The sequence below is a fragment of the Flavobacterium sp. FG139 genome, assembly GCF_057809695.1.
In genome coordinates this window covers 56,572-77,685 of record NZ_JBMDKL010000010.1, presented here as the reverse complement: position 1 = coordinate 77,685, position 21,114 = coordinate 56,572, and the positions used below count along the sequence as shown (strand labels likewise).

The following is a 21,114-nucleotide window of genomic DNA, read 5'->3' as shown; positions in this document are numbered from 1 at the left end:
TTGGCAAACGCAAAAGGAAATCATTAGTAAAATACTATTAGTGTTAAAATTATTTCTGTAGCACAAGCCTATTTTAGAAACAAATTTTTACATTTGTGAATGTCGGTCTGGTTATTACCCAATAACTGACACGGCATTGTTGGTGAAGAAAATCTAATTTGTCTCGTTTATTGGTCATGAAAAAAATAGTCTCGCTTCTTTTTATCTTAGTTTCGATAGGTGCTTCTTCTCAAAATTTGGTTTCAGAAACCAATAAAAACAAAACGGCTTCCATAAGTCTAACCGAATTTGTGACCCGAATAAAAGCCCAAAATGAAGCACTCAAAAATGCCAAGAACATTAATGTGATGGTCAACGATTTACTGATTGAAAACGCCGACGAATACCTAATTGACCCCAAAAATGTAGCCAAAATGGAAGTTTTGGTATTAGAACCTAACGGCATGAACAGAGAAGCAACCCAACCCTCTATTATCATTTATACCAAAATTAAATAAGCTATCTTATAATTAATAAAAGCATCACAAGTAGGTCTTGTATAAGGTATTTTACATGAAAAAAATCAAAATTATAGGACTTAGCAGCATAATTCTTTTCATGATTTACCTATCTTTTTACCAAAAAGATGCAATCTCATTAGAAGGAAATTGGAGCGCTAAACGCATTGTTATTGATGGTAAATCTTTATACCCTACTGAAATTCATAACTATTTAGATTTCGAGGAAGAAATCCTAATAAACGATTGGAATAAATCCATCTCCTTACCTAATCCAAACAAGACCCTAAATATCAAATACGATATCATTATTCAAGGCAAAGACCGTTATCAAATTGAGTTAAAATCGAATATAACGACTTTGAATGGTACATTTCCACTCCAACTTGACACCCTGCATTTGGGTCCGTTAGCCTATGATGTTTATGCTACAATACAATCTAAAAACCTACTAATTTCTATGGTGCGCAAAGTACGGTTCCATAAATATGAACCCGAATTGCTAAATAAAAGAAGTATATAAATACTGATAGACAATACAAATCCGCTAGTTTGTTGCAATACAGTAAATAAAGCCATAATAACTAATGAAAAAAATCGCAATCCTACTTCTTATTTCGTTTGTCTCGGTTGGGTTTCTTCCTAAAACTAAAAGAGTTAATCGGTGTTCTAGTGATCTAACCCAATTGATCGATACCATCGAAAAAAACCAACAAATAGAACCTGCTGATACCGATACCCTTATTGTGGGTGACCTCAACAACGATTCGATTATTGATACCGCTTTTGTATACACACCACCCACCATTAAAGAACTCGACGACTCGGGTAAGTTGTTGTTTTTATTTGGTTGTGTAGACAACAATTGCTACAATAAAATTACTTTTTCGTGTGCGTTACCCGAACTCTACTTTGATGAATCGGTTTGGGGTAATCTCGAAAGCATAGGTGACATCAACCACGACGGTTATGCCGAATTGCTGTTTTCGCCCAATTGGTTTACGAGCTGTTGGGGACAACTTTATGTTTACAGTCTTAAAGGCAAACAATGGAACAAAATAACCAGTGTAACCTACAGAAGATGCGAAGACGAACCTTTGAAATCGCATGTAGTAAAAATCAAAAACCGCTATTATTTAAAAGGCATCCAATTGAAAGACGGCGATGACAAAGTGTATCAAGTGGCTATAAAATTGTAATGCTCGTTTTCCTAGTATTATTAAAATAGCTCCAAATGAGAAATATGATTTTGTGGCCCATTTCAGATGCAGTAGCAAGGAAACAAAAATTAAATTGGGGTTCGACTTCTATTCGGTTGAAAAATCGTTCGACGTAACAACTAAAAATTTAGAAGCCCTAACTATTTTTAATCGACCAAAAGACAAGCAGACCATCATTTGGGCGGAAGAAAAGACAATTGAATAACGTCACTTCGAGTGATTTTACGCAATGCAATGAAGCAAAATGGTTTCGAGAAGTTTAGTTTTCAGTAGTTCTCGATACATTTTATAAAAAGCTAATCGCATTTTATAAAACACTCTAAATGACGGTAGTGCTAGATAATGAAAATGTCCTTCCAACGCGTCACTTCGAGTGGTTTTGCGCAATGCAATGGAGTAAAATTGTATCGAGAAGCATCCACCCCAGCGTCACTTCGAGTGATTTTACGCAATGCAATGGAGTGAAATCGTATCGAGAAGAATTCATAAGGCATTATTAGTTTCTTTCATATATTTGAAATCAATTACCATTCCTCTATAATAAACACAATCAACTGATTTTGGAACGAAACATACTACTTCGCATGCTAACCTTTACCCTGTTTCTATCAGGGTTTATTCTGCTCGACTTGGGAATTCCGGGAACTGAAAGCGATGTAAACCAATTAAGCTCTTTTTACAGTGGTTCAGCCAATACTGGAACGTCTAGAAGACCCATTATAGAAACCCGAGGCAAAATTGAATTGGTAGACGGTCAAGATTACCCTATTGGAAAACTACCCGATAAAGACTATGCTAAAGGAAGCAAAATTATATTGGTTCGTGCCGTCATTTCAAATAATATCAATGAAATTCGAATCTGGGATAAAGGTTGGAAAACACTAAAAGTTGGTGTGTTCGCCAACACGTTTCTATTTGTTTTAGTGATGCTGTCCCTTTTACTTTCGGTGGTGACTATTTTTTATAACCCTAAAGCACTACAGATTGCTAGTATTGCTGCTATGTTTTTTATGGCGGTCATTTCAATGGTTTATTTTTGTTATTTTTAGAATGGGGTGTTGAGGCTAGGTACCAAGACTCTTTTTTCTATTCTCTTGCCTCTTGCCTCTTGTTTCTATCATCTTGACTCTTGCTTCTATTCTCTTTCTTCTTCATTTTTTCGCAAAAACTCTAAGGAACATAAATAAAAAATGTAAAATATAAATTCATTAGTAACGAAAGATAATTTTTTGCTTTTAATCATGGCTCTCAAAACAAAAAATAACTTCAATACGGTTTCCCATAAAATAGATTGAAACAAAATATTATTTTTGTAAAAAAACACCTAAAACTACCTATGAAATAAAGTTGGACACCTTATATTTTTTCAATAGATTTATCAAATACAAAATAAATACAATTATATTATTAAATGGCAATTAAGAAATCAGAATTATACAGCTCATTATGGGCAAGTTGTGATGAATTACGTGGTGGAATGGACGCCTCTCAATATAAAGATTATGTGCTGACTTTACTCTTTGTAAAATACGTTTCCGATAAATATGGCAATCAAAAAGACAGTTTGATTGAAGTTCCTCAAGGTGCTTCTTTTGAAGATATGATTGCGCTGAAAGGAAAATCAGATATTGGAGAACAAATCAATAAAAAAATATTAAAACCTCTTTTTGCGGCTAATGGATTGGAAGGTTCTATTGAATTGGTCGATTTTGATGATGATGACAAATTGGGTAGCGGTAAAGAAAAAATAGATTTACTGACTAACCTTATTGCAATTTTTGAAAACCCAGCATTAAACTTTAAAAACAACCGTGCCGAAGATGATGATATTCTAGGTGATGCCTACGAATTTTTAATGCGTCACTTTGCAACTGAAAGCGGAAAAAGTAAAGGGCAATTCTATACACCTTCAGAAGTATCGCGTATTTTAGCCAAAGTAATCAGTGTCGAAAAAGCCGATAAACCCTCATTTACAGTATATGATCCAACATGTGGTTCAGGTTCGTTGTTACTTAAAGTGGTGGATGAATCTAAAAAAGGGTTGACCATTTACGGACAAGAAAAAGACATTGCTACCAAAGGTTTAGCGGTGATGAACATGTGGTTGCATGGTCATCCCGAAGCTGAAATAGCCGGTAAAAATACTATTGCCGACCCTCAACATAAAGCTGATGGTAAGTTAAAACGATTTGATTATGTAGTCGCAAATCCACCCTTTTCGGTAAAGAATTGGAGCAATGGAATTTCTCCTATGGATGACGAATACAACCGTTTTAGAGGTTATGGTATTCCACCTGATAAAAATGGTGATTATGCTTTTTTACTTCATATTATTGCCTCGTTGAATAGTACTGGAAAAGGTGCTATTATTTTGCCTCACGGTGTATTGTTTCGTGGTAATGCCGAAGCCGATATTAGAAAAAACATCATTGAACGCAAACTGATTAAAGGTATTATTGGTTTGCCAGCCAACTTGTTTTATGGCACTGGAATTCCGGCTTGTATTATTGTAATTGACAAAGAAGAAACCGAAATCCGCAAAGGTATATTTATGATTGATGCTTCTAAAGGTTTTATGAAAGATGGAAATAAAAACCGTTTGCGTGAGCAAGACATTCATAAGATTGTAGATGTATTTAACAACCAACGTAAAGTAGAAAAATTTGCTCGTTTTGTACCTTTTGAAGAAATAGAAAAAAACGAATACAACCTCAACATACCGCGTTATATTGATACTCAAGAAAGCGAAGACATTCAAGATTTGTTTGCCCATTTGAATGGTGGTATTCCTGAACGTGATGTAGATGATTTAAAAGCTTTTTGGGAAGTTTACCCTACACTACAAAAAGATTTATTCAAACCATTTTCTAAAAACTATTTGCAATTAACGGTTGCTCCTACAGATATAAAAGAAACTATTTTCTCGCATGCTGAATTTAAAAATTACAGCACTTTATTAGAAAAAACATACGACAGTTGGAAAACTAAAATATATTCGTCATTAACCGATATTAGCAATACAACAGCACCCAAAAAATTCATTCATGCGCTTTCGGAAGCGTTATTACAAGAATATGAAGGCAAAGCTTTGGTAGACAATTATAACATTTACCAACATTTGATGGATTATTGGAACGAAACCATGAAAGACGATGTGTATTTGGTGGTAGAAGACGGTTGGACTGCTAAAGTGCGTCGCATTATTGAAAAAAACAACAAAGGCAAAGAAATTGACAAAGGTTGGATTTGCGATTTGATACCTAAAGAATTGATAGTAAACAAGTACTTAACCCGTGAACAATTGGCGGTACAAGTAAATCAAACCGAATTGGAATTATTGCAAATTGAATTGAACGAACTAGAAGAAGAACACACTGGCGAAGAAGGTTTATTGGCTGATGCGACCAACGACAATAACAAAATTACCAAAGCCACTGCCACCAAACGTTTGAAAGAAATTAAAAACGACAAGACTGAAAAAGAAGATATTGCTTTGTTAGAAAAAGTATTGGCATTATTTGAAAAAGAAGCCAAAGCCAAAAAAGAATTAAAAACCTTAGAAGAACAATTAGACCAATTGACCTTACAACAATTTGAAAAACTAACCGCCGATGAAGTAAAAACATTAGTAGTTGATGACAAATGGCTTACTACCATAAAAGCCAACATACAAACCGAAATTGACGCTATAAGCCAACGTTTAACAAGTAGAGTTAAAGAATTAGCCGAACGCTATGCCACTACTTTGGTAGCTTTAAACCAAAGCACCCAAACCCAAGAAGAAAAAGTATTGCAACATTTACAAAAAATGGGATTGGCATGGAAGTAAAAGTAGGATATAAACAAACAGAAATTGGAGTTATTCCTGAGGATTGGGAAGTTACTACTTTTGAAAATATTGCGGATAAAACTAAAAAGTGGAGTATTACGGGTGGTCCATTTGGTTCTAATTTAAAAACAAGTGATTACACTAATGATGGTGTTCAGATAATTCAATTACAAAACATTGGTGATGGTTCTTTTATTAATGAAAGTCAAGTTTACACTTCAAAAGAAAAAGCAAATCAATTATTGAGTTGCAACATTTATCCTGGTGAAATTATCCTTTCAAAAATGGGTGACCCTGTTGCTAGATGTTGTTTTATTCCAAATACGGCAGAACGTTTTTTGATGGCATCAGATGGTATTAAGTTAATAGTAAATGAAAAAAAATTCAACAAGAGATTTGTTCATGAATATATTAATTCTAAATATTTTAGATTAAGAGCATTTGACATTAGTACTGGCTCTACTCGATTAAGAATTGGTTTACCAAATTTAAAAAGTCTTTCATTCATAAAACCACCTCTCCAAGAACAAACAGCAATAGCTAATGCCTTATCTGACAGCGATACTTGGATAAACAGTTTAGAACAACTACTAACAAAAAAACGCCAAATCAAACAAGGTGCTATGCAGGAGTTGTTGCAACCTAAAGAAGGTTGGGAAATTAAGAAATTGGGGGAGGTTTCAAAAATATATACAGGAAAAAAAAATAATCAAGATAAAATTGAAAATGGATTATATCCATTTTTTGTTCGTTCACAAACAATTGAAAGAATTAATTCTTATTCATTTGATGGAGAAGCAATATTAATTCCTGGCGAAGGAAACATTGGGAAAATTTTTCACTACATAAATGGAAAATTTGATTTTCACCAAAGAGTATATAAAATAAGTAATTTCAGCTCAGGATTTTTTGGAAAATATATTTATAGATATATCTCTGAATTTTTTGGTAAACATGCAATGGAAAATTCTGTAAAAGCGACAGTTGATTCATTAAGGTTGCCAACATTTGAAAATTTTGAAATTCCATTCCCACCAACATTTGAAGAACAAACCCGCATCGCTACTATTTTAAGCGATATGGATGAAGAAATAGCCCAATTAGAAACCAAGTTAGCCAAAGCCAAGCAAATCAAACAAGGCATGATGCAGGAGTTGTTGACTGGGAGGATTAGGCTGGTGTAGAAGATTTTGTAATAGTAAAATACAATCAATAATGAATAAAGACACTTTAGGAAATATAGCTACTACTGATAATTCAAATGAAAACATTCTTTTCATTATAGTGATTATTGTTGTTTGTATTCTATTGTATGTAATATTGAGACCAAAAACACCAAAAGAAGTTGAGAATGATGAAATAAAAATAGTATCTGAAACTAATGAAAAAAAACCTCTAGTTAAGTCAGAGGTTAAAATTAATAAATTAGAAGACAATTCTACTAAAACACCTATATCTAAGCCAAACACACCTTCAATTGAAAAACCAATTGAAAAAATTGAAAAAATACCACAACTACCTGTAGAGGAGACAATAATTAAAATTGTTGTTAAAGAAGAGGAAGAAGAACATAGTAAAGAAAAATATATTGGCTATAATCCAATCAATATATTAAAACAAACAGAACCGTTGTATTTTCCATATGTGATGATGCCAAAGCCCAATTGCGTGATTAAGTTTCCAAGAAAAGGTAGAACTGGCAGAAAAGGTTTTAAGGAAGAAGCATTTAAACAATACATTGATAAATACTTCAAAAGCAACTATCAAGTTTATGATGACAGATTTGTGCTAGTAGCCAACAATACAAGGCCTTATGAACCTGACTTCACTTTAATCAATGAAAAAAACGGCATCAATATTTTTGTTGACATAGAAATTGACGAACCTTACGAAGGTACAAATGACATAGAAAACAGAAAGCCAACGCACTTTAAATATTCAGACACGAGCAGGAATTATGCTTTCACCGATAGAGGTTGGGTAGTTATTCGCTTTGCAGAAATACAAATACATCAACAACCCGATGCTTGTTGCAAATTTATAGCTCATATCCTAAAAAGTATCAATCAACAATTCAGCATCCCTGAATCATTACTAAACCAAGACAAAATTCAACCCATATTGCAATGGACAGAAGAAGAAGCCAAACAATGGTCTTTGGAGAAGTACAGAGAACATTATTTAGGTATTGATAATTTTGGGGTTATTACGAATACAAATCAATTGCTTGAAGTTGAAGAGACAGAACTTGGAAAGGCTATTGAGGAATTAGTTGATAATGAAAAAATTCAAGAAAAAGAGAAAGTAACTGTTGAGTTTAATAATTATCATAAAATTTTAATGGCTGAAATGGCTGGAAAATATGTTTCATTAACTACTAATGGAGAAAAAACAATTTTTAGACCAACTCAAGTAAACGAAAATGAAACGTCTGGTTTTTGTTACGTAAAAAATGAAATAAGAACATTTGCATTTGCTGATATAGAAAATGCAGAAATAAAACAAAACTATTATACTGTAAGATTATCAGGACCAACTATTGGAATCGATAAAATTTCAAATATTGTAAACACAGCTATTGAGTATGAGAAATATATTAGAATGAAATATACTCGAATTGCTTGGCAAAATATGGCAGTTGATACAGAAACTGGAGAATTATTTATTGATAATGTTGAAGCAGAGGAAAGTATTAGAACAGTAAGTAATGTTCAATTAGCAATAAATGTGTTATCTAATGAACATATTGAAAACTATAGATTAAACAGTAATTATTTAACTGCTTATTGCCATAAAAGACAAGAAAAAAGAACATTTAAGTTTGACAGAATTGGAGAAATTGAAATTTTAGATATATAAAAAATAATAAATGAATAAAGAAACTATCGAATTAATTGTAAGCTGTTTAAACTTAGTTGCAACAAGTATATTAGGTATAATGGCTTATAAGTTGACTGAAAAGTACTCAAAAAAATCTCAAAACCTAAATGAGGATACAATATTTCATCAACTTTTTAGAGATTTTAACGAAAGATACAATAAAGTGAATAGTACATTAAACCATTTAGAACTTAATGGTTACACTCTTGAAGAACTTAAAAAAGATGAACATTTATACAATGATGTACTAGATTATTTAAACCTATGTGCAGAAGAGTATTTTTGGCACAAAAAAGGAAGAATTGTTGGCAAAGTATGGCAAGCTTGGGATGAGGGAATGAATTATTGGTTTAATAATATAACTGTTTTAAGAGATACTTGGGATGATGAAATAAACAAGAATGGTTGTAAATCTTATTACATTGAAGACAAATACGCTTTTTTCAAATTAATATAATATGGCTTGTAATCATAAATTTATTGAGTATCTAAATTTAGAAAATTTAGATTTTGAACCAACTACTTTGATTGTTGGTACATTTAATCCTGAATGGCCTGCAGGTAATCAAGCAGAGTGGTTTTATGGAAGGACAGCTCGTAATTATTTTTGGGATGTTTTACCCAGATTATATGGAGAAGAAAGTTTAAGAAAATCAACTAAAAAAGAATGGAAAAGCTTTTGTGTTGAAAATGGCATTTTAATTACTGATTTAATAACTACAATTCAAGATGCTGATAAAGAAAATGAAGAGCACCAAGAAATATTAAAAAGTTATCTTGACACATCAATTGCAGATTATTTTAGCAAATTTGAATTTACTGATATTATATCAATCCTTGAAAGATACCCAACAATAAAGAATATTTACTTAACAAGAAATGAAGGTGTTGAATTATTTGATTCGGAATGGAATCAAATAAAAGAATACTTAAATAATAAAGAAGGATATCATATCAAAAATTTGCTTACACCATCTGCAAGTGCACGATTTCAGATAAAAGAATTTAAAATAAATAATCCCTATGATAAAACTCCTTTAAGAAATTTTATTTTACAAGAGTGGAGAAAAAATTGGCATTTTAAAATTAAATATACATGTCAAAAATAAACCAAATAAACAAAGTAGTTAAAGAGTATTTTGAACTTAACAAAAGCATTAATACTATTCCTGCAAAGGATATGATGCCTTATTTTATATTAGCTGGTATATTTACTAAAGACATAAAAAATGGAAAACCAATTAGAGAGGTCTTAAGAAGATTGGATTCTAAAAATGAATTGCATGAAATCCCTTTTGTATATGCTGAAAGAAAAGATGCTAATACAAATTGGTATTTTCAACGAAGTGGTGTCTCTGCTCCTATTCCCAAAAAAGTTGTCACAGTAAAACAAAAAGAACCTAAAGCTTCTAAAACTACATCAAGAAAAGATAGTGATGAGCATTATGTATTGGACTTATGTAATGAAGTTTTAGGAATTACTGGATTGCGTCAACATCGTTTTGATTTTTTGTTAGGTGACCCAAATGCTCAAGGAAGATGTGTTAAATTACCTGTTGATTGTTATTATCCTAATTTGAATTTGGTAATTGAATATAAAGAACAACAACATACCAAACCCAACAAGAATTTTGATAAGCCTAATTTGTTTACTGTAAGTGGTGTACACAGAGGTGAACAACGAAAGATTTATGACCAAAGAAGATTGGATGTGCTACCCAAACACGGAATTAAAGTTATGGAGATTTCGTATTCGGATTTTAAGTTTGATGGACGGGATAAGATTTTGCGAAGCAATAACGATATCGAAAAAGTGAAGAAATTATTAAAATCTGTAACGACATAGTTTGTCGATTTGACGAACAAGAGAATAAAAAAATCACCTAAACTAATGAACGAACAAATAGAAGTTTAAACTATGGCAGAAATAACAGAAAATATCGAAAATCCGAATTTTAGACTCAAGGCGATTGCTGAGTTATTGGATGGTAATCATCACTTTTATATTCCTTCTTATCAAAGAGGTTACCGCTGGGATAATAAGCAAGTTGAAGATTTATTGAAAGATATCTGGGATTTTGCAAAGGATGATGAAAAAAAGAAAACAGATTTTTATTGTTTGCAACCTGTTGTGGTAAAAAAGCAAGAAAACAAATGGATTGTGATTGATGGTCAACAACGTTTGACAACTTTGTTACTCCTTCTTAACTTTATAAAAAATGGCTCACGTACGCCTTTTGTTGTAAACTCTATGATGTACAACATTGACTATCATACACGAGGCTCTATGGATTTTAATAATCCTGACAAGTTAGCAGATATTGATAGTTTTCATGTTTTTCAAGCACGAAATGTAATTAACAAATGGTTTGAAGACAGAATTAACGAAATTGATTATGCTGCATTAGAGAAAGTCCTTTTCAACAAAAGTAAAGACATTGCTCAAGTAAAAATCATATGGTACGTAACAGAAAACGAAAAAGATATTGATTCTATAAAGATCTTCAATAATTTAAACAAAGGCAAAATCAGGCTTACTAATGCCGAATTAATTAAGGCACTTTTTATTTTAAAAACCCAAGAATACAAAAACGATAAAAAAGTTGAAGTATTAAACATTGAGGAATTGGCTTATGAGTGGAACGAATTTGAAAGTAGTTTGCAGGACAACCGTTTATGGTATTTCTTAGCAAATAAAGATTATAATCCTGCAACACGCATTGACTTAATCTTTGATTTTCTCACTGAAAAAAATAAAAATGATGACGATGATTTTGCATACCGTAGATTTCAGAATCTTTACGATAATTCAGGTGATGACTTTTGGAAAAGCAAAGGAGTAGAGAATTTTACTGAAGCTTGGCAAAAGGTAAAAGAGGTTTATCAAACTTTTATTTATTGGTACGAAAACAGCAGTATTTATCATTATGTAGGATACTTAATTTATAATGGCGTTTCTATTCATACTATTTACAAAGATTGCAAGGGTAAAACAAAGTCAGATACAATTAATTATTTGCAAACTCTAATTGGAGATAAACTATTAAATTATAACAAATCTGATATTGATTCTTTTCTAAAAGATGATAACTATAAAGAATGCAAAAGAATACTTCTATTCTTTAACATTGAAACTTCTATTAAGCAACAAATAAATCAAAACTCTAAGGTAAAAAATTTAGACAACCTTACCTATTATAGATTTCCTTTTGATTTATTTAAATTAAACGATTGGGATATTGAGCATGTTGGGTCAAAAACAGAGAATCCACTTCATGAAGTAAAAGATAAAATTGTTTGGCTTAGTTACATTCCAGGCATTTCATGCGATGATAAAAATTGGCCTAATTTGAAAAAAAGAGCCGAGGAGCTATATAAAACACTTAAAGACAAAAACAAAGATGATGGCAATCAATTTAAAGGTCTGTATTCTGATATAGTCGATGTAATTCAAAAAAATGAAAACGACTCAAAAGATACACTTGATAATTTAGCTTTGTTAGATTTTGGAACTAACCGAGGCTATGGAAATGCTCTTTTCCCTACCAAAAGAAAAACAATAATTGAAAATGATATGAATGGGGTTTTTATACCTATTTGTACGAAAAACTTGTTTTTAAAATATTACTCTTCAAATGATGAAAGTAATTCACAATGGAAAAATAGTTGGGAAGATAGCGATAGAAAAGCATATCTAAATACCATCCATGAAACAATAGATTTCATTTTAAAATAATCGAATATGAAAGATAATATTGAAATGCGAGAAGGAATATCATTTATAGACTTAATTAAAAACAACAAAATAGTAGTTCCAAAAATTCAGCGTGATTATGCTCAGGGACGTTTAGATATTAAAGTTTCTGAAATTAGAAATAATTTCTTAAGTTCAATTTTTGAGGCCTTAACTACAAAAGATAGTGCTCCTTTACTTTTAGATTTTATTTATGGTTCAACTCATAACAATCTTTTTACACCATTAGATGGCCAACAGCGATTAACTACTCTATTTTTATTGCATTGGTATTTTATACCTGAAAGCAAGAAATCTCTTTTATTTAAAGTTGATGGTAATTCTTGTTATTCTTTATTTTCATACGAAACTAGAATTTCGAGTAAGGATTTTTGTAATGCTCTTGCAGAATATTCATGTAATGATTTAAAGTCTTTACTAATTCAGGAAAATGCGACTAACATTGGTTCTCAAAAATTGTTGTCCGATATAATCAAAAATCAACCTTGGTTTTTATGGTCATGGAGAAAAGACCCAACAGTAAAAGCAATGTTGGTAATGCTTGATGAAATCGAAGCGCGTGTTAAGCAAATTGATGTAGAAGCAAAGGATGCAATTTGGGAACAATTAGAAAAAGGAAAAATCATTTTTCATTTATTACCACTCGAACAATTTGCACTTACTGATGAACTTTACGTAAAAATGAATGCTCGTGGTAAAGAATTATCCTCTTTTGACATTTTTAAATCCTCTCTAGAAGAGCAAATGCAATTAAACAACGTATCAGAAGAAATTCAAAATAAGTGGAAGTCAAATATTGATAGCAATTGGATTGATTTATTTTGGAATAAATTGGCAAAAAACAACATAAGTGAAAACATATCTTCTGAAGAACAAAAAAGAATTGTTGAATCAGTTGAAAAGGGTTTTCTTATATTCTTCAAACGACTTATTGGTTTGTACTTTGCTGAAAATATTTCAACCTTAAAATATGATATAGAAGATTTTAATATTCAAAGGCTAATACCTTTTAATGACTTTGATGAGGATAATTTAAAACGAAAACTTCTTGACCAAGCTATTCAAAAAGATATATCAATGCTTTTCCCTTTATTCTTCAAAACTTGTTTGTTTAATGAAAGCTTTTTTACATACGTAATTGATGTTTTTGAAAAAATGATTTACAAAGACCAAACAGGTTTAAAACATGAAGTTTCAGATTTAGTAACTACTGTAAGTTTTTCTAAAGAAAACTTAACTCTATTCGACTCTTTCATTAATGAAAGCATAGATTACGAAACATATTTGCTGTTTTACTCATTAATATGTTTTAGCAGAACAAATAAAACGACCAATCTTCATGAAGACGTAGATTTAAAAACAGAGCTAAATAATTGGATAAGAATTATCAGAAACCTTTCAACACTTTCTAATTCATTTATTGATGATGTAGAAGATTTTCATATTACTTTAATTACCTATCAATCATGGTGTGAAGAAGTATATGGCGATAATGGTGGTAAATCAATCAATCAATATTTTGCTAATCATCGGATAACAAATGAACCCAAAGGACGATTTGTCAAAGACCAATTTGAAGAAGAAATTAACAAAGCTAAACTAATTATTGAAAACTCAAATGATTCAAAATGGTGGAAAGAAATTCAAGAAATTGAAGAACATAGATTTTTCTTAGGACAGATTAGATTCTTGTTAAATTGGTCTAAAGATGGTGATTCCTATAATTTAGAAAATTTCATATTTTACAAAAACGCAATTAATCAAATATTTGATTCAAACGGTTTAACAGCAGAACTAAGTAATAATAATTCTCATTTGTTTAGAAACTGTTTAATGGCAAATATTGACAACTATCTACTTTTGAAAGATGATTGTTTGGTTGAGAATAATAAAAACAGAGACAGGAGTTGGAAAAGCTATTTGAGAAATTTACAAAAGTCTCAAAATATTAAAATTGTGGTTGACAAATTTATCGACAGTGAAAATAGCTCTATTACAGACTTTTGTATAGCTGAAATTGAAAATGCAGTAAAAACAATCGAAGATTGGAGAAGGTGTTTTTTAATTAAACCTGAAATCTATAATAGGTGTGAACAAAATCAAATTGATTATTGGGATAAAAATAAGATGGAAATCTGTTTGTTAGAAACAAGTAAAAAATGGATTGGATTTAATAGGCATAGCGAACTAAATACATATTATTGGAATTTAATGTTTGATGGTCAAAACAACTGGTCTGCTGTATATTTTAATTCACAGACTGAAACACCACTGACAACATTGTTCGTAAAGGAAAAAATGAATGTCTATGTTTGTTTTGAAAATATTAATGGTACTCATAAATACAAAATTGATTTGAATTTTGACCCTAAAGAGACAGAGTTTTTAATGATAAACAATAATTGGTCAAAACATTTTGAGTCTAACAAATTTATGGATGTTGAAACCTTTTTAAATAAAATATTAACATGACTTGGGAATACTCACACTATAATTTAATAGAACAAACAGCTATTGATTTGTTTTTCAATTTATTAGTATTTGATAATACTTAAGTTGCAGGACAAATTATAACCAAACTAATAAGCAATTTGGATGATATTAAATTCTTTACAAAAAAACCAAAATAATGAATAACATAGGCAAATCAGAACGCGAAACCCAAAACCGTATTATAGCTCTTTTTAAGGATGAGTTAAAATACACTTATTTGGGAAATTGGGAAGACCAAGAACGAATACAACCTATTGAAGAAAACTTGTTATTAGATTTTCTAATTAAGTCACAAGGCTATTCTGAAATTGTAGCAAAAAAAGCCGTTCAAGAGTTGGTCAAAGCTGCCACTAACCTATCTAGTGGTTTGTATGAAGCCAATAAAGAAGTTTATAAATTGTTACGCTATGGTGTTTCCGTTCGTGAGGAATTGGGAGAACTAAAAGAACGTGCTTGGTTTATCAATTGGAAGGAACCATTGAAAAACAATTTTGCTATTGCAGAGGAAGTAACCGTAAAAGGAAGAAACAACAAGCGTCCTGATATTGTCATTTATGTTAATGGTATTGCTATTGGTGTTATTGAATTGAAACGAAGTAAAGTCGGCGTAACACAAGGAATTCGTCAAAATTTAGACAATCAAAAAGAAGCTTTTATTCAAAGCTTTTTCACTACAACACAATATCTTTTTGCAGGTAATGATACACAAGGTTTGCGTTATGGAACTATTGAAACTTCTGAAAAATATTATTTGCAATGGAAAGAAGAAGCTGACAAATTGTTTGACTACAACTTAGATAAACATTTGTATTTGATGTGTCAAAAAGAACGTTTGTTAGAATTAATGCATGACTTTGTAGTTTTTGACAAAGGAACTAAAAAGTTATGCCGTCCAAATCAGTTTTTTGGAATCAAAGCTGCTCATACCAATGTAAGAACGAAACAAGGCGGTATCATTTGGCATACCCAAGGAAGTGGCAAAAGTTTGACAATGGTTTGGTTGGCAAAATGGATTAGAGAAAATGTAGATAACAGCCGAATCTTAATTATCACTGACCGTGAGGAATTAGATGACCAAATAGAAAAATTATATTTAGGTGTTGATGAAAACATTTACAGAACCAAAAGCGGTAGAGATTTAATCTCCACTCTAAATAATACAAGTCCTTGGTTGATTGCAAGTTTAGTACACAAGTTTGGTAGAAATTCTGAAGAAGGCGATTTTGAAGGTTATATTGAAGACTTAAAAAAGAATTTAATATCCGATTTTAGAGCTAAAGGAAACATTTATGTTTTTGTAGATGAATGTCACAGAACACAATCAGGCAAGTTACACGATGCTATGAAAATGTTGTTACCAGAGGCTTTATTCATTGGTTTTACTGGAACACCTTTATTGAAAAAAGACAAACAAAAAAGTATAGAAGTTTTTGGACCATACATTGGTGAACCCTACAAATTTGATGAAGCCGTTGCCGATGGTGTCGTTTTAGACTTATTGTATGAAGCTCGTGATGTAGAGCAATTTGTAACCGACCAACAGAGCATTGACCAATGGTTTGATGCTGAAACAAGAGGTTTAACCGATGCTGCCAAAATAGATTTAAAAAGAAAATGGGGCACAATGCAGAAAGTATTGGGTTCAAAATCTCGTTTAGAAAAAATTGTTTTTGATATTATTAAAGACTTCAAAATAAAACCAAGAATTTCTACTGGTGATGGAAATGCAATGTTAGTATCTAGTAGTGTTTATAATGCTTGTAAATATTATGAATTGTTTCAAAATGCAGGTTTTAAAGAATGTGCTATAATCACTTCCTATAATCCACATCATGGAGACATTAAAGGTGAAGAAACTGGAGAAGCTAATCCAACTGAAAAGCTTTTAAAATATGAAGTGTATCAACGAATGTTGAACGGTAAATCGACCGAAGAGTTTGAACAAAATGCCAAAACACAATTCATAAAAGAACCAAATAAAATGAAATTGTTAATAGTGGTGGATAAGCTATTAACAGGTTTTGATGCGCCATCAGCTACTTATTTATACATTGATAAATCGATGCAAGATCATGGTTTATTTCAAGCCATTTGTAGAGTAAACCGTGTTGACGATGATGGAAAAGATTATGGGTATATTGTAGATTACAAAGACTTATTTGATAGTTTGAAAAAATCAATCACCGATTATACTTCGGGAGCCTTTGATGATTATGATATTGACGATGTTAAAGGATTACTTTCTGATAGATATGAAGTAAGTAAAGATAGATTGGAAAGTGCATTAGAAACGGTTATTGCTTTGTGTGAACCAGTTCATCCACAAGATGAACCAAGCTTTATTAGATACTTTTGCGGAAATACTGAAAATCCTGATGATTTAAAAGATACAGAAGAACGAAGAGTTACTTTATACAAAGCCGTTGTTTCATTAATTAAAGCCTATGCCAATATTGCTAATGAAATGCATAAAATTGGTTATTCAGAAGAAGAAGCGGAAAAAATAAAAAAGCAAGTTCAATTCTATTCTGATTTAAGAGAAACCATTAAACAAGCTAATGGTGATTATGTTGATTTAAAACGTTTTGAACCTGGAATGCGTCAATTAATGGATATGTATATTGATGCCAAAAGCAGTCAAAAAATATCTGATTTTGAAAACAAATCTTTAGTGGATTTGATAATCCATGTTAGTGAACCTGATAGAGAACCTTATGGAAATATTCGAAGTCATGAGGCTGTGGCTGAAACAATGGAAAATAATGTTCGAAAAGTAATTATTGAAGAAAGTCAAACCAATCCGAAGTATTTTGAAAGGATGTCTAAATTATTAGAAGAACTTATTAGACAAAGAAAAGAGGAAGTTATTGCTTATAAAGAATATCTAGAAAAGATAAAACAATTGGCAGGTAATGTTTCAAATCCAATGGGAACAACTAACTACCCTACTTCGCTTGATTCAAATGCCAAAAGAGCCTTATTTGATAATTTAGAACAAAATGAAATTCTTGCCCTAGCATTAGACAACGTAATTAAAACCAATAAAATGGATGGATGGCGTGATGGCGGTTTAAAGGAAAAGAAATTAAGACTTGCCATAAATGAAGTCATTAAAGATGATGAAACAACAGCAGTTATTATGCAAATTGTAAAAGCGCAAAGCGAATATTAATATGGAAACGCTTTCAATATCAAATCTAACTATCGATATTGTTCGTAAGGACATTAAAAATATGCATTTGGCGGTATATCCACCACATGGTAGAATTCGCTTGTCTGCTCCAGAAAACACGGATAGCGAAATGATGCGTTTATTTGCTATTTCAAAAATTGGGTGGATAAAAAAGCACATTAAAAATTTTGAAGCGCAACCGAGAGAAACACCCAGAGAATATATTTCAGGAGAGAGCCATTTTTTCCAAGGCAAACGTTATATGCTTAATGTAATTGAACGAAAAGGTTTCAATAAAGTAGAAATAAAAGGTACAAAAAATATTAATCTTTATGTTCGTCCTAATACATCAAATGAAGATAAAGCTATCATTTTAAAAGAATGGTATAGAACTGAAATGAAAAAACAGATTCCTGAATTACTATCAAAATGGGAAAGCATTATTGGTGTTAAATCTAATGACTGGGCAATAAAACAAATGAGAACCAAATGGGGTACTTGTAATATTGAAGCTAAAAGAATTTGGTTAAATTTAGAATTATCAAAGAAACCTGTTATTTGTTTAGAGTATATTATTGTTCACGAACTAGTGCATTTATTAGAACGAAATCATAATGATAAATTTGTATCCTATATGAATCAATTTATGCCTAAATGGAGAATGTATAAAACAGAATTGAATAAATTGCCAGTCGCTCATAATGATTGGGAGTATTGATATAAAAACAAAAAAAGTAGCATTTGAACATCTTCAGAAATAAACAATAGTAATTACAATTGTTTATAAAAAAAACAAAATAATTCTTACTTTTTCAGCTAGATTACATACATTTGAAAGTACTGATAAACAAAAGTTAATTTACTAATATTAACTTAAAAGTGAACAAAAATTTGGATATTAACTTATAAGTGAATACTTTTGCACATATAAAACCTATAGCACGTTACAAAAAGGTAGCTTATTATTCCGTTTGTATCAATGGTCAAAGTGATTCTTTGTTTCACGAATTTCTTAAGTATCATGAAATAAACAATAAATCCAAACTAAATCACGTGCTAGCATGGATAAAAATTATAGGAAATAAATATGGTGCACAAACTCACTTATTTAGGTCAGAGGCAGAATTCGCAGACGCTTCCGCTTTGCCTCCACAAGGAAAAAACAGACAACCATGTTATACAGAGTTGGGAAAACCAAAATCAAATAACATCAGGTTATATTGCCTTAGAGCAAATGAAAAAATAGTATTTCTATTTAATGGAGACATAAAAACTACGCATTATGCACAAGATTGTCCAAATGTCAAAAATCATTTTTTAGTAGCAAACCAATTAACAAAAGCAATTGATACAGCTTTTGCTGAAAAACACATCGTCTGGAATGATGATGGTTCTTTAATAAAATTTTCACCAGACTTTAAATTAGTCCTTTAAACTATGGAATTCCCAAAAAACAACATAATCAACGATTGGTTAAACGAAAAAGGAAACCCCGAAATTGAAAAATTAGTAGAAAAAAACTTGGCTATTGCCAATAAAATCTATGAGTTACTTCAAGAAAGAGGTCTAAAGCCTGCAGATTTAGCACGCATGCTAAACAAAAAACCATCTGAAATCAGCAAATGGCTAACAGGCACACATACTTTTACAACAAAAACAATTACCAAAATAGAATCAATTCTTGGAGTTGATATTATTCATATTGAACCTCAAAAAGAATACATTTATTTCAAAGTAATGGTAAAAGACCAACAAGAAGAACAAGAAATGGCTTTTGAAAACTCTAACGTGAATACAGAAGATATAGATTTTGTGAAAAAAGTATCCTAAAGTAGTGGCAAATCAAATAATACCAGAAAAAATACATTTGAATCAAATCCATTGGATTGTTCAAAATACGGTTATTTTAGAAAAAAAGTTGTCCAAAAACCCAACTTACGATTTTAAAATGGCACACAATGTGATGCACAATCTAGAAAAAAAAATTGTAAAAATTCGTTTATTTATAGATGTCAATGGGATAATTAAGGACAAAGCGATAAACCAAGGGGGTAATTACGAAGTAGATTTTATATTTCAAATAGACGATTTAAAAGATCAATACGAAATAATTGAAGACAAACCAGTATTCAGCGGTTTGTTCGTTTCAACTTTATTGGCAATATCTTACTCTACATTAAGAGGTATGTTTTTCGAAATTTGGAAAGACACAGTCCTAAATGGTATAATTTTACCTGTCATTTCAGTTCCAAATCTTTTTAAAAGTAAAAGATAAAAAAAAGAGGCGAATGCCTCTTTTTTTATTTCTTCAATTGCTCCAAATAAGCAACCTTATCTTTCTCTGCTTGCAACAAACGTTCATACAAACGCTCCTTCTCCTCATAAAGTGCTATAACTTTATCTAATGGATTAAAAGTACAACCATAATTAATTGCAGATGCATAATCCTTAAAATCTGAAAAAGTATTATTTATTATATTTATTACCGCTTCCTCACTAAAATTTTTAATTCCTTCCACACTCACTTCAAGAGCTTTTGCCACTTTCTCTAGCATAACATCATCAACCGTCTCACTATTTTCCATATTACTAACGGTCTGTTGGCTCACACCAATAGCCATAGCCAAGGCCTCTTGCTTAATGCCTCGCAATTCTCTAATCTTACTAATCTTGCGCCCAATGTGGCTGTTAATTTTGGTTTCCATGGTATAAAAATAATAAATAATACAATCAATCCCAACTTGTAAAATACCAATCTATAGTACCCTACCATCGTGGCAGCACAAAGCCACCAACCATCACAAATATAACAATTTTCACCCAAATCTTTATACATTCTCAAAAAATAATCCCTCAATCCAAACGTTTATTGCGTCCTCTCACCAACTTTCGAGCTCTTTAAGTTAAAACGTTTATAATCGCTATTCCCACAGATATAGCTGCTATCTTTATTTATTAAATTATCTAGTTATTTTAAAACAAATCAAAGCCTAGTCAAAGGTATGGATAGTGTATGGATAGTGTATGGATAGTGTATGAAAAACAGGTACCAATATAGAATCATTTCCAATACCCTAGAATAAAATAAATAACAGTGAAATAAAACATTCTTAAGTAAAATAATAAGCCTCTTTACTGTTATAAAAAAGCAGCAAACTACTAGATACGTTTTAGCCGGCTTCCTCCATAGCAATCCCTAATACTTCGTAGCAAAATTATTTTGAGAAGAGCTTCGATCAATACTACCATAACTTCGGGATACGGCAGTG

Annotated in this window: 19 protein-coding genes; 17 read left to right on the top strand and 2 right to left on the bottom strand. The window is 31.2% G+C overall.

The window, feature by feature from the left end; translation table 11 throughout:
* Nucleotides 1–176 precede the first annotated feature (176 nt).
* The 3 genes from ACODSI_RS10075 to ACODSI_RS10065 all read left to right on the top strand — a co-directional run bounded on the left by ACODSI_RS10075 (nucleotide 177) and on the right by ACODSI_RS10065 (nucleotide 1,696).
* Complete coding sequence (locus ACODSI_RS10075; RefSeq protein WP_488916723.1) at nucleotides 177–497, top strand: hypothetical protein; 321 nt, start codon at nucleotides 177–179, stop codon at nucleotides 495–497.
* 55 nt (nucleotides 498–552) lie between these two features.
* A complete protein-coding gene (locus ACODSI_RS10070) occupies nucleotides 553–1,020 on the top strand; it encodes a hypothetical protein (RefSeq protein ID WP_488916722.1) in 468 nt (155 codons plus the stop codon).
* A 64-nt stretch (nucleotides 1,021–1,084) separates the two neighbouring features.
* Complete coding sequence (locus ACODSI_RS10065) at nucleotides 1,085–1,696, top strand: hypothetical protein (protein WP_488916721.1); 612 nt, start codon at nucleotides 1,085–1,087, stop codon at nucleotides 1,694–1,696.
* Nucleotides 1,697–2,052: 356 nt separating this feature from the next.
* Here ACODSI_RS10065 and ACODSI_RS10060 read toward each other — a convergent pair whose 3' ends face one another.
* Nucleotides 2,053–2,211, bottom strand: a complete 159-nt coding sequence (locus ACODSI_RS10060; RefSeq protein WP_488916720.1) for a hypothetical protein — start codon at nucleotides 2,209–2,211, stop codon at nucleotides 2,053–2,055.
* A gap of 66 nt (nucleotides 2,212–2,277) precedes the next feature.
* On the opposite strand from ACODSI_RS10060, the gene ACODSI_RS10055 reads away from it, so the two are divergent.
* The 14 genes from ACODSI_RS10055 (at nucleotide 2,278) to ACODSI_RS09990 (ending at nucleotide 20,120) form a co-directional block, all read left to right on the top strand.
* Nucleotides 2,278–2,766 carry a hypothetical protein gene (locus ACODSI_RS10055; RefSeq protein ID WP_488916719.1) on the top strand — a complete coding sequence of 163 codons (489 nt, stop codon included), beginning with the start codon at nucleotides 2,278–2,280 and terminating at the stop codon, nucleotides 2,764–2,766.
* A 362-nt stretch (nucleotides 2,767–3,128) separates the two neighbouring features.
* The gene (locus ACODSI_RS10050; RefSeq protein ID WP_488916718.1) at nucleotides 3,129–5,546 is read left to right on the top strand and encodes a type I restriction-modification system subunit M; all 2,418 of its coding nucleotides are present in this window, start codon (nucleotides 3,129–3,131) and stop codon (nucleotides 5,544–5,546) included.
* Nucleotides 5,537–6,730, top strand: a complete 1,194-nt coding sequence (locus ACODSI_RS10045) for a restriction endonuclease subunit S (RefSeq protein WP_488916717.1) — start codon at nucleotides 5,537–5,539, stop codon at nucleotides 6,728–6,730. The genes ACODSI_RS10050 and ACODSI_RS10045 overlap by 10 nt, the downstream gene beginning before the upstream one ends.
* A gap of 31 nt (nucleotides 6,731–6,761) precedes the next feature.
* Nucleotides 6,762–8,405: a WYL domain-containing protein gene (locus ACODSI_RS10040; protein WP_488916716.1), complete on the top strand. Its 1,644-nt coding sequence runs from the start codon at nucleotides 6,762–6,764 to the stop codon at nucleotides 8,403–8,405.
* A gap of 10 nt (nucleotides 8,406–8,415) precedes the next feature.
* Nucleotides 8,416–8,883: a hypothetical protein gene (locus ACODSI_RS10035; protein WP_488916715.1), complete on the top strand. Its 468-nt coding sequence runs from the start codon at nucleotides 8,416–8,418 to the stop codon at nucleotides 8,881–8,883.
* A 1-nt stretch (nucleotide 8,884) separates the two neighbouring features.
* On the top strand, nucleotides 8,885–9,535 hold the full coding sequence (locus tag ACODSI_RS10030; RefSeq protein WP_488916714.1) for a hypothetical protein: 651 nt from the start codon (nucleotides 8,885–8,887) through the stop codon (nucleotides 9,533–9,535).
* A complete protein-coding gene (locus tag ACODSI_RS10025; RefSeq protein WP_488916713.1) occupies nucleotides 9,523–10,272 on the top strand; it encodes a hypothetical protein in 750 nt (249 codons plus the stop codon). The genes ACODSI_RS10030 and ACODSI_RS10025 overlap by 13 nt, the downstream gene beginning before the upstream one ends.
* A 72-nt stretch (nucleotides 10,273–10,344) precedes the next feature.
* Entirely contained in the window at nucleotides 10,345–12,162 is a 1,818-nt protein-coding gene (locus ACODSI_RS10020) for a DUF262 domain-containing protein (protein WP_488916712.1), read from the top strand.
* A gap of 6 nt (nucleotides 12,163–12,168) precedes the next feature.
* A complete protein-coding gene (locus ACODSI_RS10015; protein WP_488916711.1) occupies nucleotides 12,169–14,652 on the top strand; it encodes a GmrSD restriction endonuclease domain-containing protein in 2,484 nt (827 codons plus the stop codon).
* Nucleotides 14,653–14,809: 157 nt separating this feature from the next.
* The gene (locus ACODSI_RS10010) at nucleotides 14,810–17,845 is read left to right on the top strand and encodes a type I restriction endonuclease subunit R (RefSeq protein WP_488916710.1); all 3,036 of its coding nucleotides are present in this window, start codon (nucleotides 14,810–14,812) and stop codon (nucleotides 17,843–17,845) included.
* A 1-nt stretch (nucleotide 17,846) separates the two neighbouring features.
* Nucleotides 17,847–18,563, top strand: coding sequence for a M48 family metallopeptidase (locus tag ACODSI_RS10005; RefSeq protein ID WP_488916709.1), 717 nt, complete (start codon nucleotides 17,847–17,849; stop codon nucleotides 18,561–18,563).
* A 191-nt stretch (nucleotides 18,564–18,754) separates the two neighbouring features.
* On the top strand, nucleotides 18,755–19,279 hold the full coding sequence (locus tag ACODSI_RS10000; RefSeq protein WP_488916708.1) for a hypothetical protein: 525 nt from the start codon (nucleotides 18,755–18,757) through the stop codon (nucleotides 19,277–19,279).
* A 3-nt stretch (nucleotides 19,280–19,282) separates the two neighbouring features.
* Nucleotides 19,283–19,675, top strand: a complete 393-nt coding sequence (locus ACODSI_RS09995; RefSeq protein WP_488916707.1) for a helix-turn-helix domain-containing protein — start codon at nucleotides 19,283–19,285, stop codon at nucleotides 19,673–19,675.
* 37 nt (nucleotides 19,676–19,712) lie between these two features.
* Entirely contained in the window at nucleotides 19,713–20,120 is a 408-nt protein-coding gene (locus ACODSI_RS09990; RefSeq protein WP_488916706.1) for a hypothetical protein, read from the top strand.
* Nucleotides 20,121–20,145: 25 nt separating this feature from the next.
* On the opposite strand, the gene ACODSI_RS09985 is transcribed toward ACODSI_RS09990, so the two are convergent.
* Nucleotides 20,146–20,550: a helix-turn-helix domain-containing protein gene (locus tag ACODSI_RS09985; RefSeq protein WP_488916705.1), complete on the bottom strand. Its 405-nt coding sequence runs from the start codon at nucleotides 20,548–20,550 to the stop codon at nucleotides 20,146–20,148.
* Nucleotides 20,551–21,114 lie beyond the last annotated feature (564 nt).

Bases quoted from the DNA above. Each gene is read 5' to 3' on its own strand.
- ACODSI_RS10075 (WP_488916723.1), top strand. From the start codon at position 177: ATGAAAAAAATAGTCTCGCTTCTTTTTATCTTAGTTTCGATAGGTGCT.
- ACODSI_RS10070 (WP_488916722.1), top strand. From the start codon at position 553: ATGAAAAAAATCAAAATTATAGGACTTAGCAGCATAATTCTTTTCATG.
- ACODSI_RS10065 (WP_488916721.1), top strand. From the start codon at position 1,085: ATGAAAAAAATCGCAATCCTACTTCTTATTTCGTTTGTCTCGGTTGGG.
- ACODSI_RS10060 (WP_488916720.1), bottom strand. From the start codon at position 2,211: ATGCCTTATGAATTCTTCTCGATACGATTTCACTCCATTGCATTGCGT.
- ACODSI_RS10050 (WP_488916718.1), top strand. From the start codon at position 3,129: ATGGCAATTAAGAAATCAGAATTATACAGCTCATTATGGGCAAGTTGT.
- ACODSI_RS10045 (WP_488916717.1), top strand. From the start codon at position 5,537: ATGGAAGTAAAAGTAGGATATAAACAAACAGAAATTGGAGTTATTCCT.
- ACODSI_RS10040 (WP_488916716.1), top strand. From the start codon at position 6,762: ATGAATAAAGACACTTTAGGAAATATAGCTACTACTGATAATTCAAAT.
- ACODSI_RS10035 (WP_488916715.1), top strand. From the start codon at position 8,416: ATGAATAAAGAAACTATCGAATTAATTGTAAGCTGTTTAAACTTAGTT.
- ACODSI_RS10030 (WP_488916714.1), top strand. From the start codon at position 8,885: ATGGCTTGTAATCATAAATTTATTGAGTATCTAAATTTAGAAAATTTA.
- ACODSI_RS10025 (WP_488916713.1), top strand. From the start codon at position 9,523: ATGTCAAAAATAAACCAAATAAACAAAGTAGTTAAAGAGTATTTTGAA.
- ACODSI_RS10020 (WP_488916712.1), top strand. From the start codon at position 10,345: ATGGCAGAAATAACAGAAAATATCGAAAATCCGAATTTTAGACTCAAG.
- ACODSI_RS10015 (WP_488916711.1), top strand. From the start codon at position 12,169: ATGAAAGATAATATTGAAATGCGAGAAGGAATATCATTTATAGACTTA.
- ACODSI_RS10010 (WP_488916710.1), top strand. From the start codon at position 14,810: ATGAATAACATAGGCAAATCAGAACGCGAAACCCAAAACCGTATTATA.
- ACODSI_RS10005 (WP_488916709.1), top strand. From the start codon at position 17,847: ATGGAAACGCTTTCAATATCAAATCTAACTATCGATATTGTTCGTAAG.
- ACODSI_RS09995 (WP_488916707.1), top strand. From the start codon at position 19,283: ATGGAATTCCCAAAAAACAACATAATCAACGATTGGTTAAACGAAAAA.
- ACODSI_RS09985 (WP_488916705.1), bottom strand. From the start codon at position 20,550: ATGGAAACCAAAATTAACAGCCACATTGGGCGCAAGATTAGTAAGATT.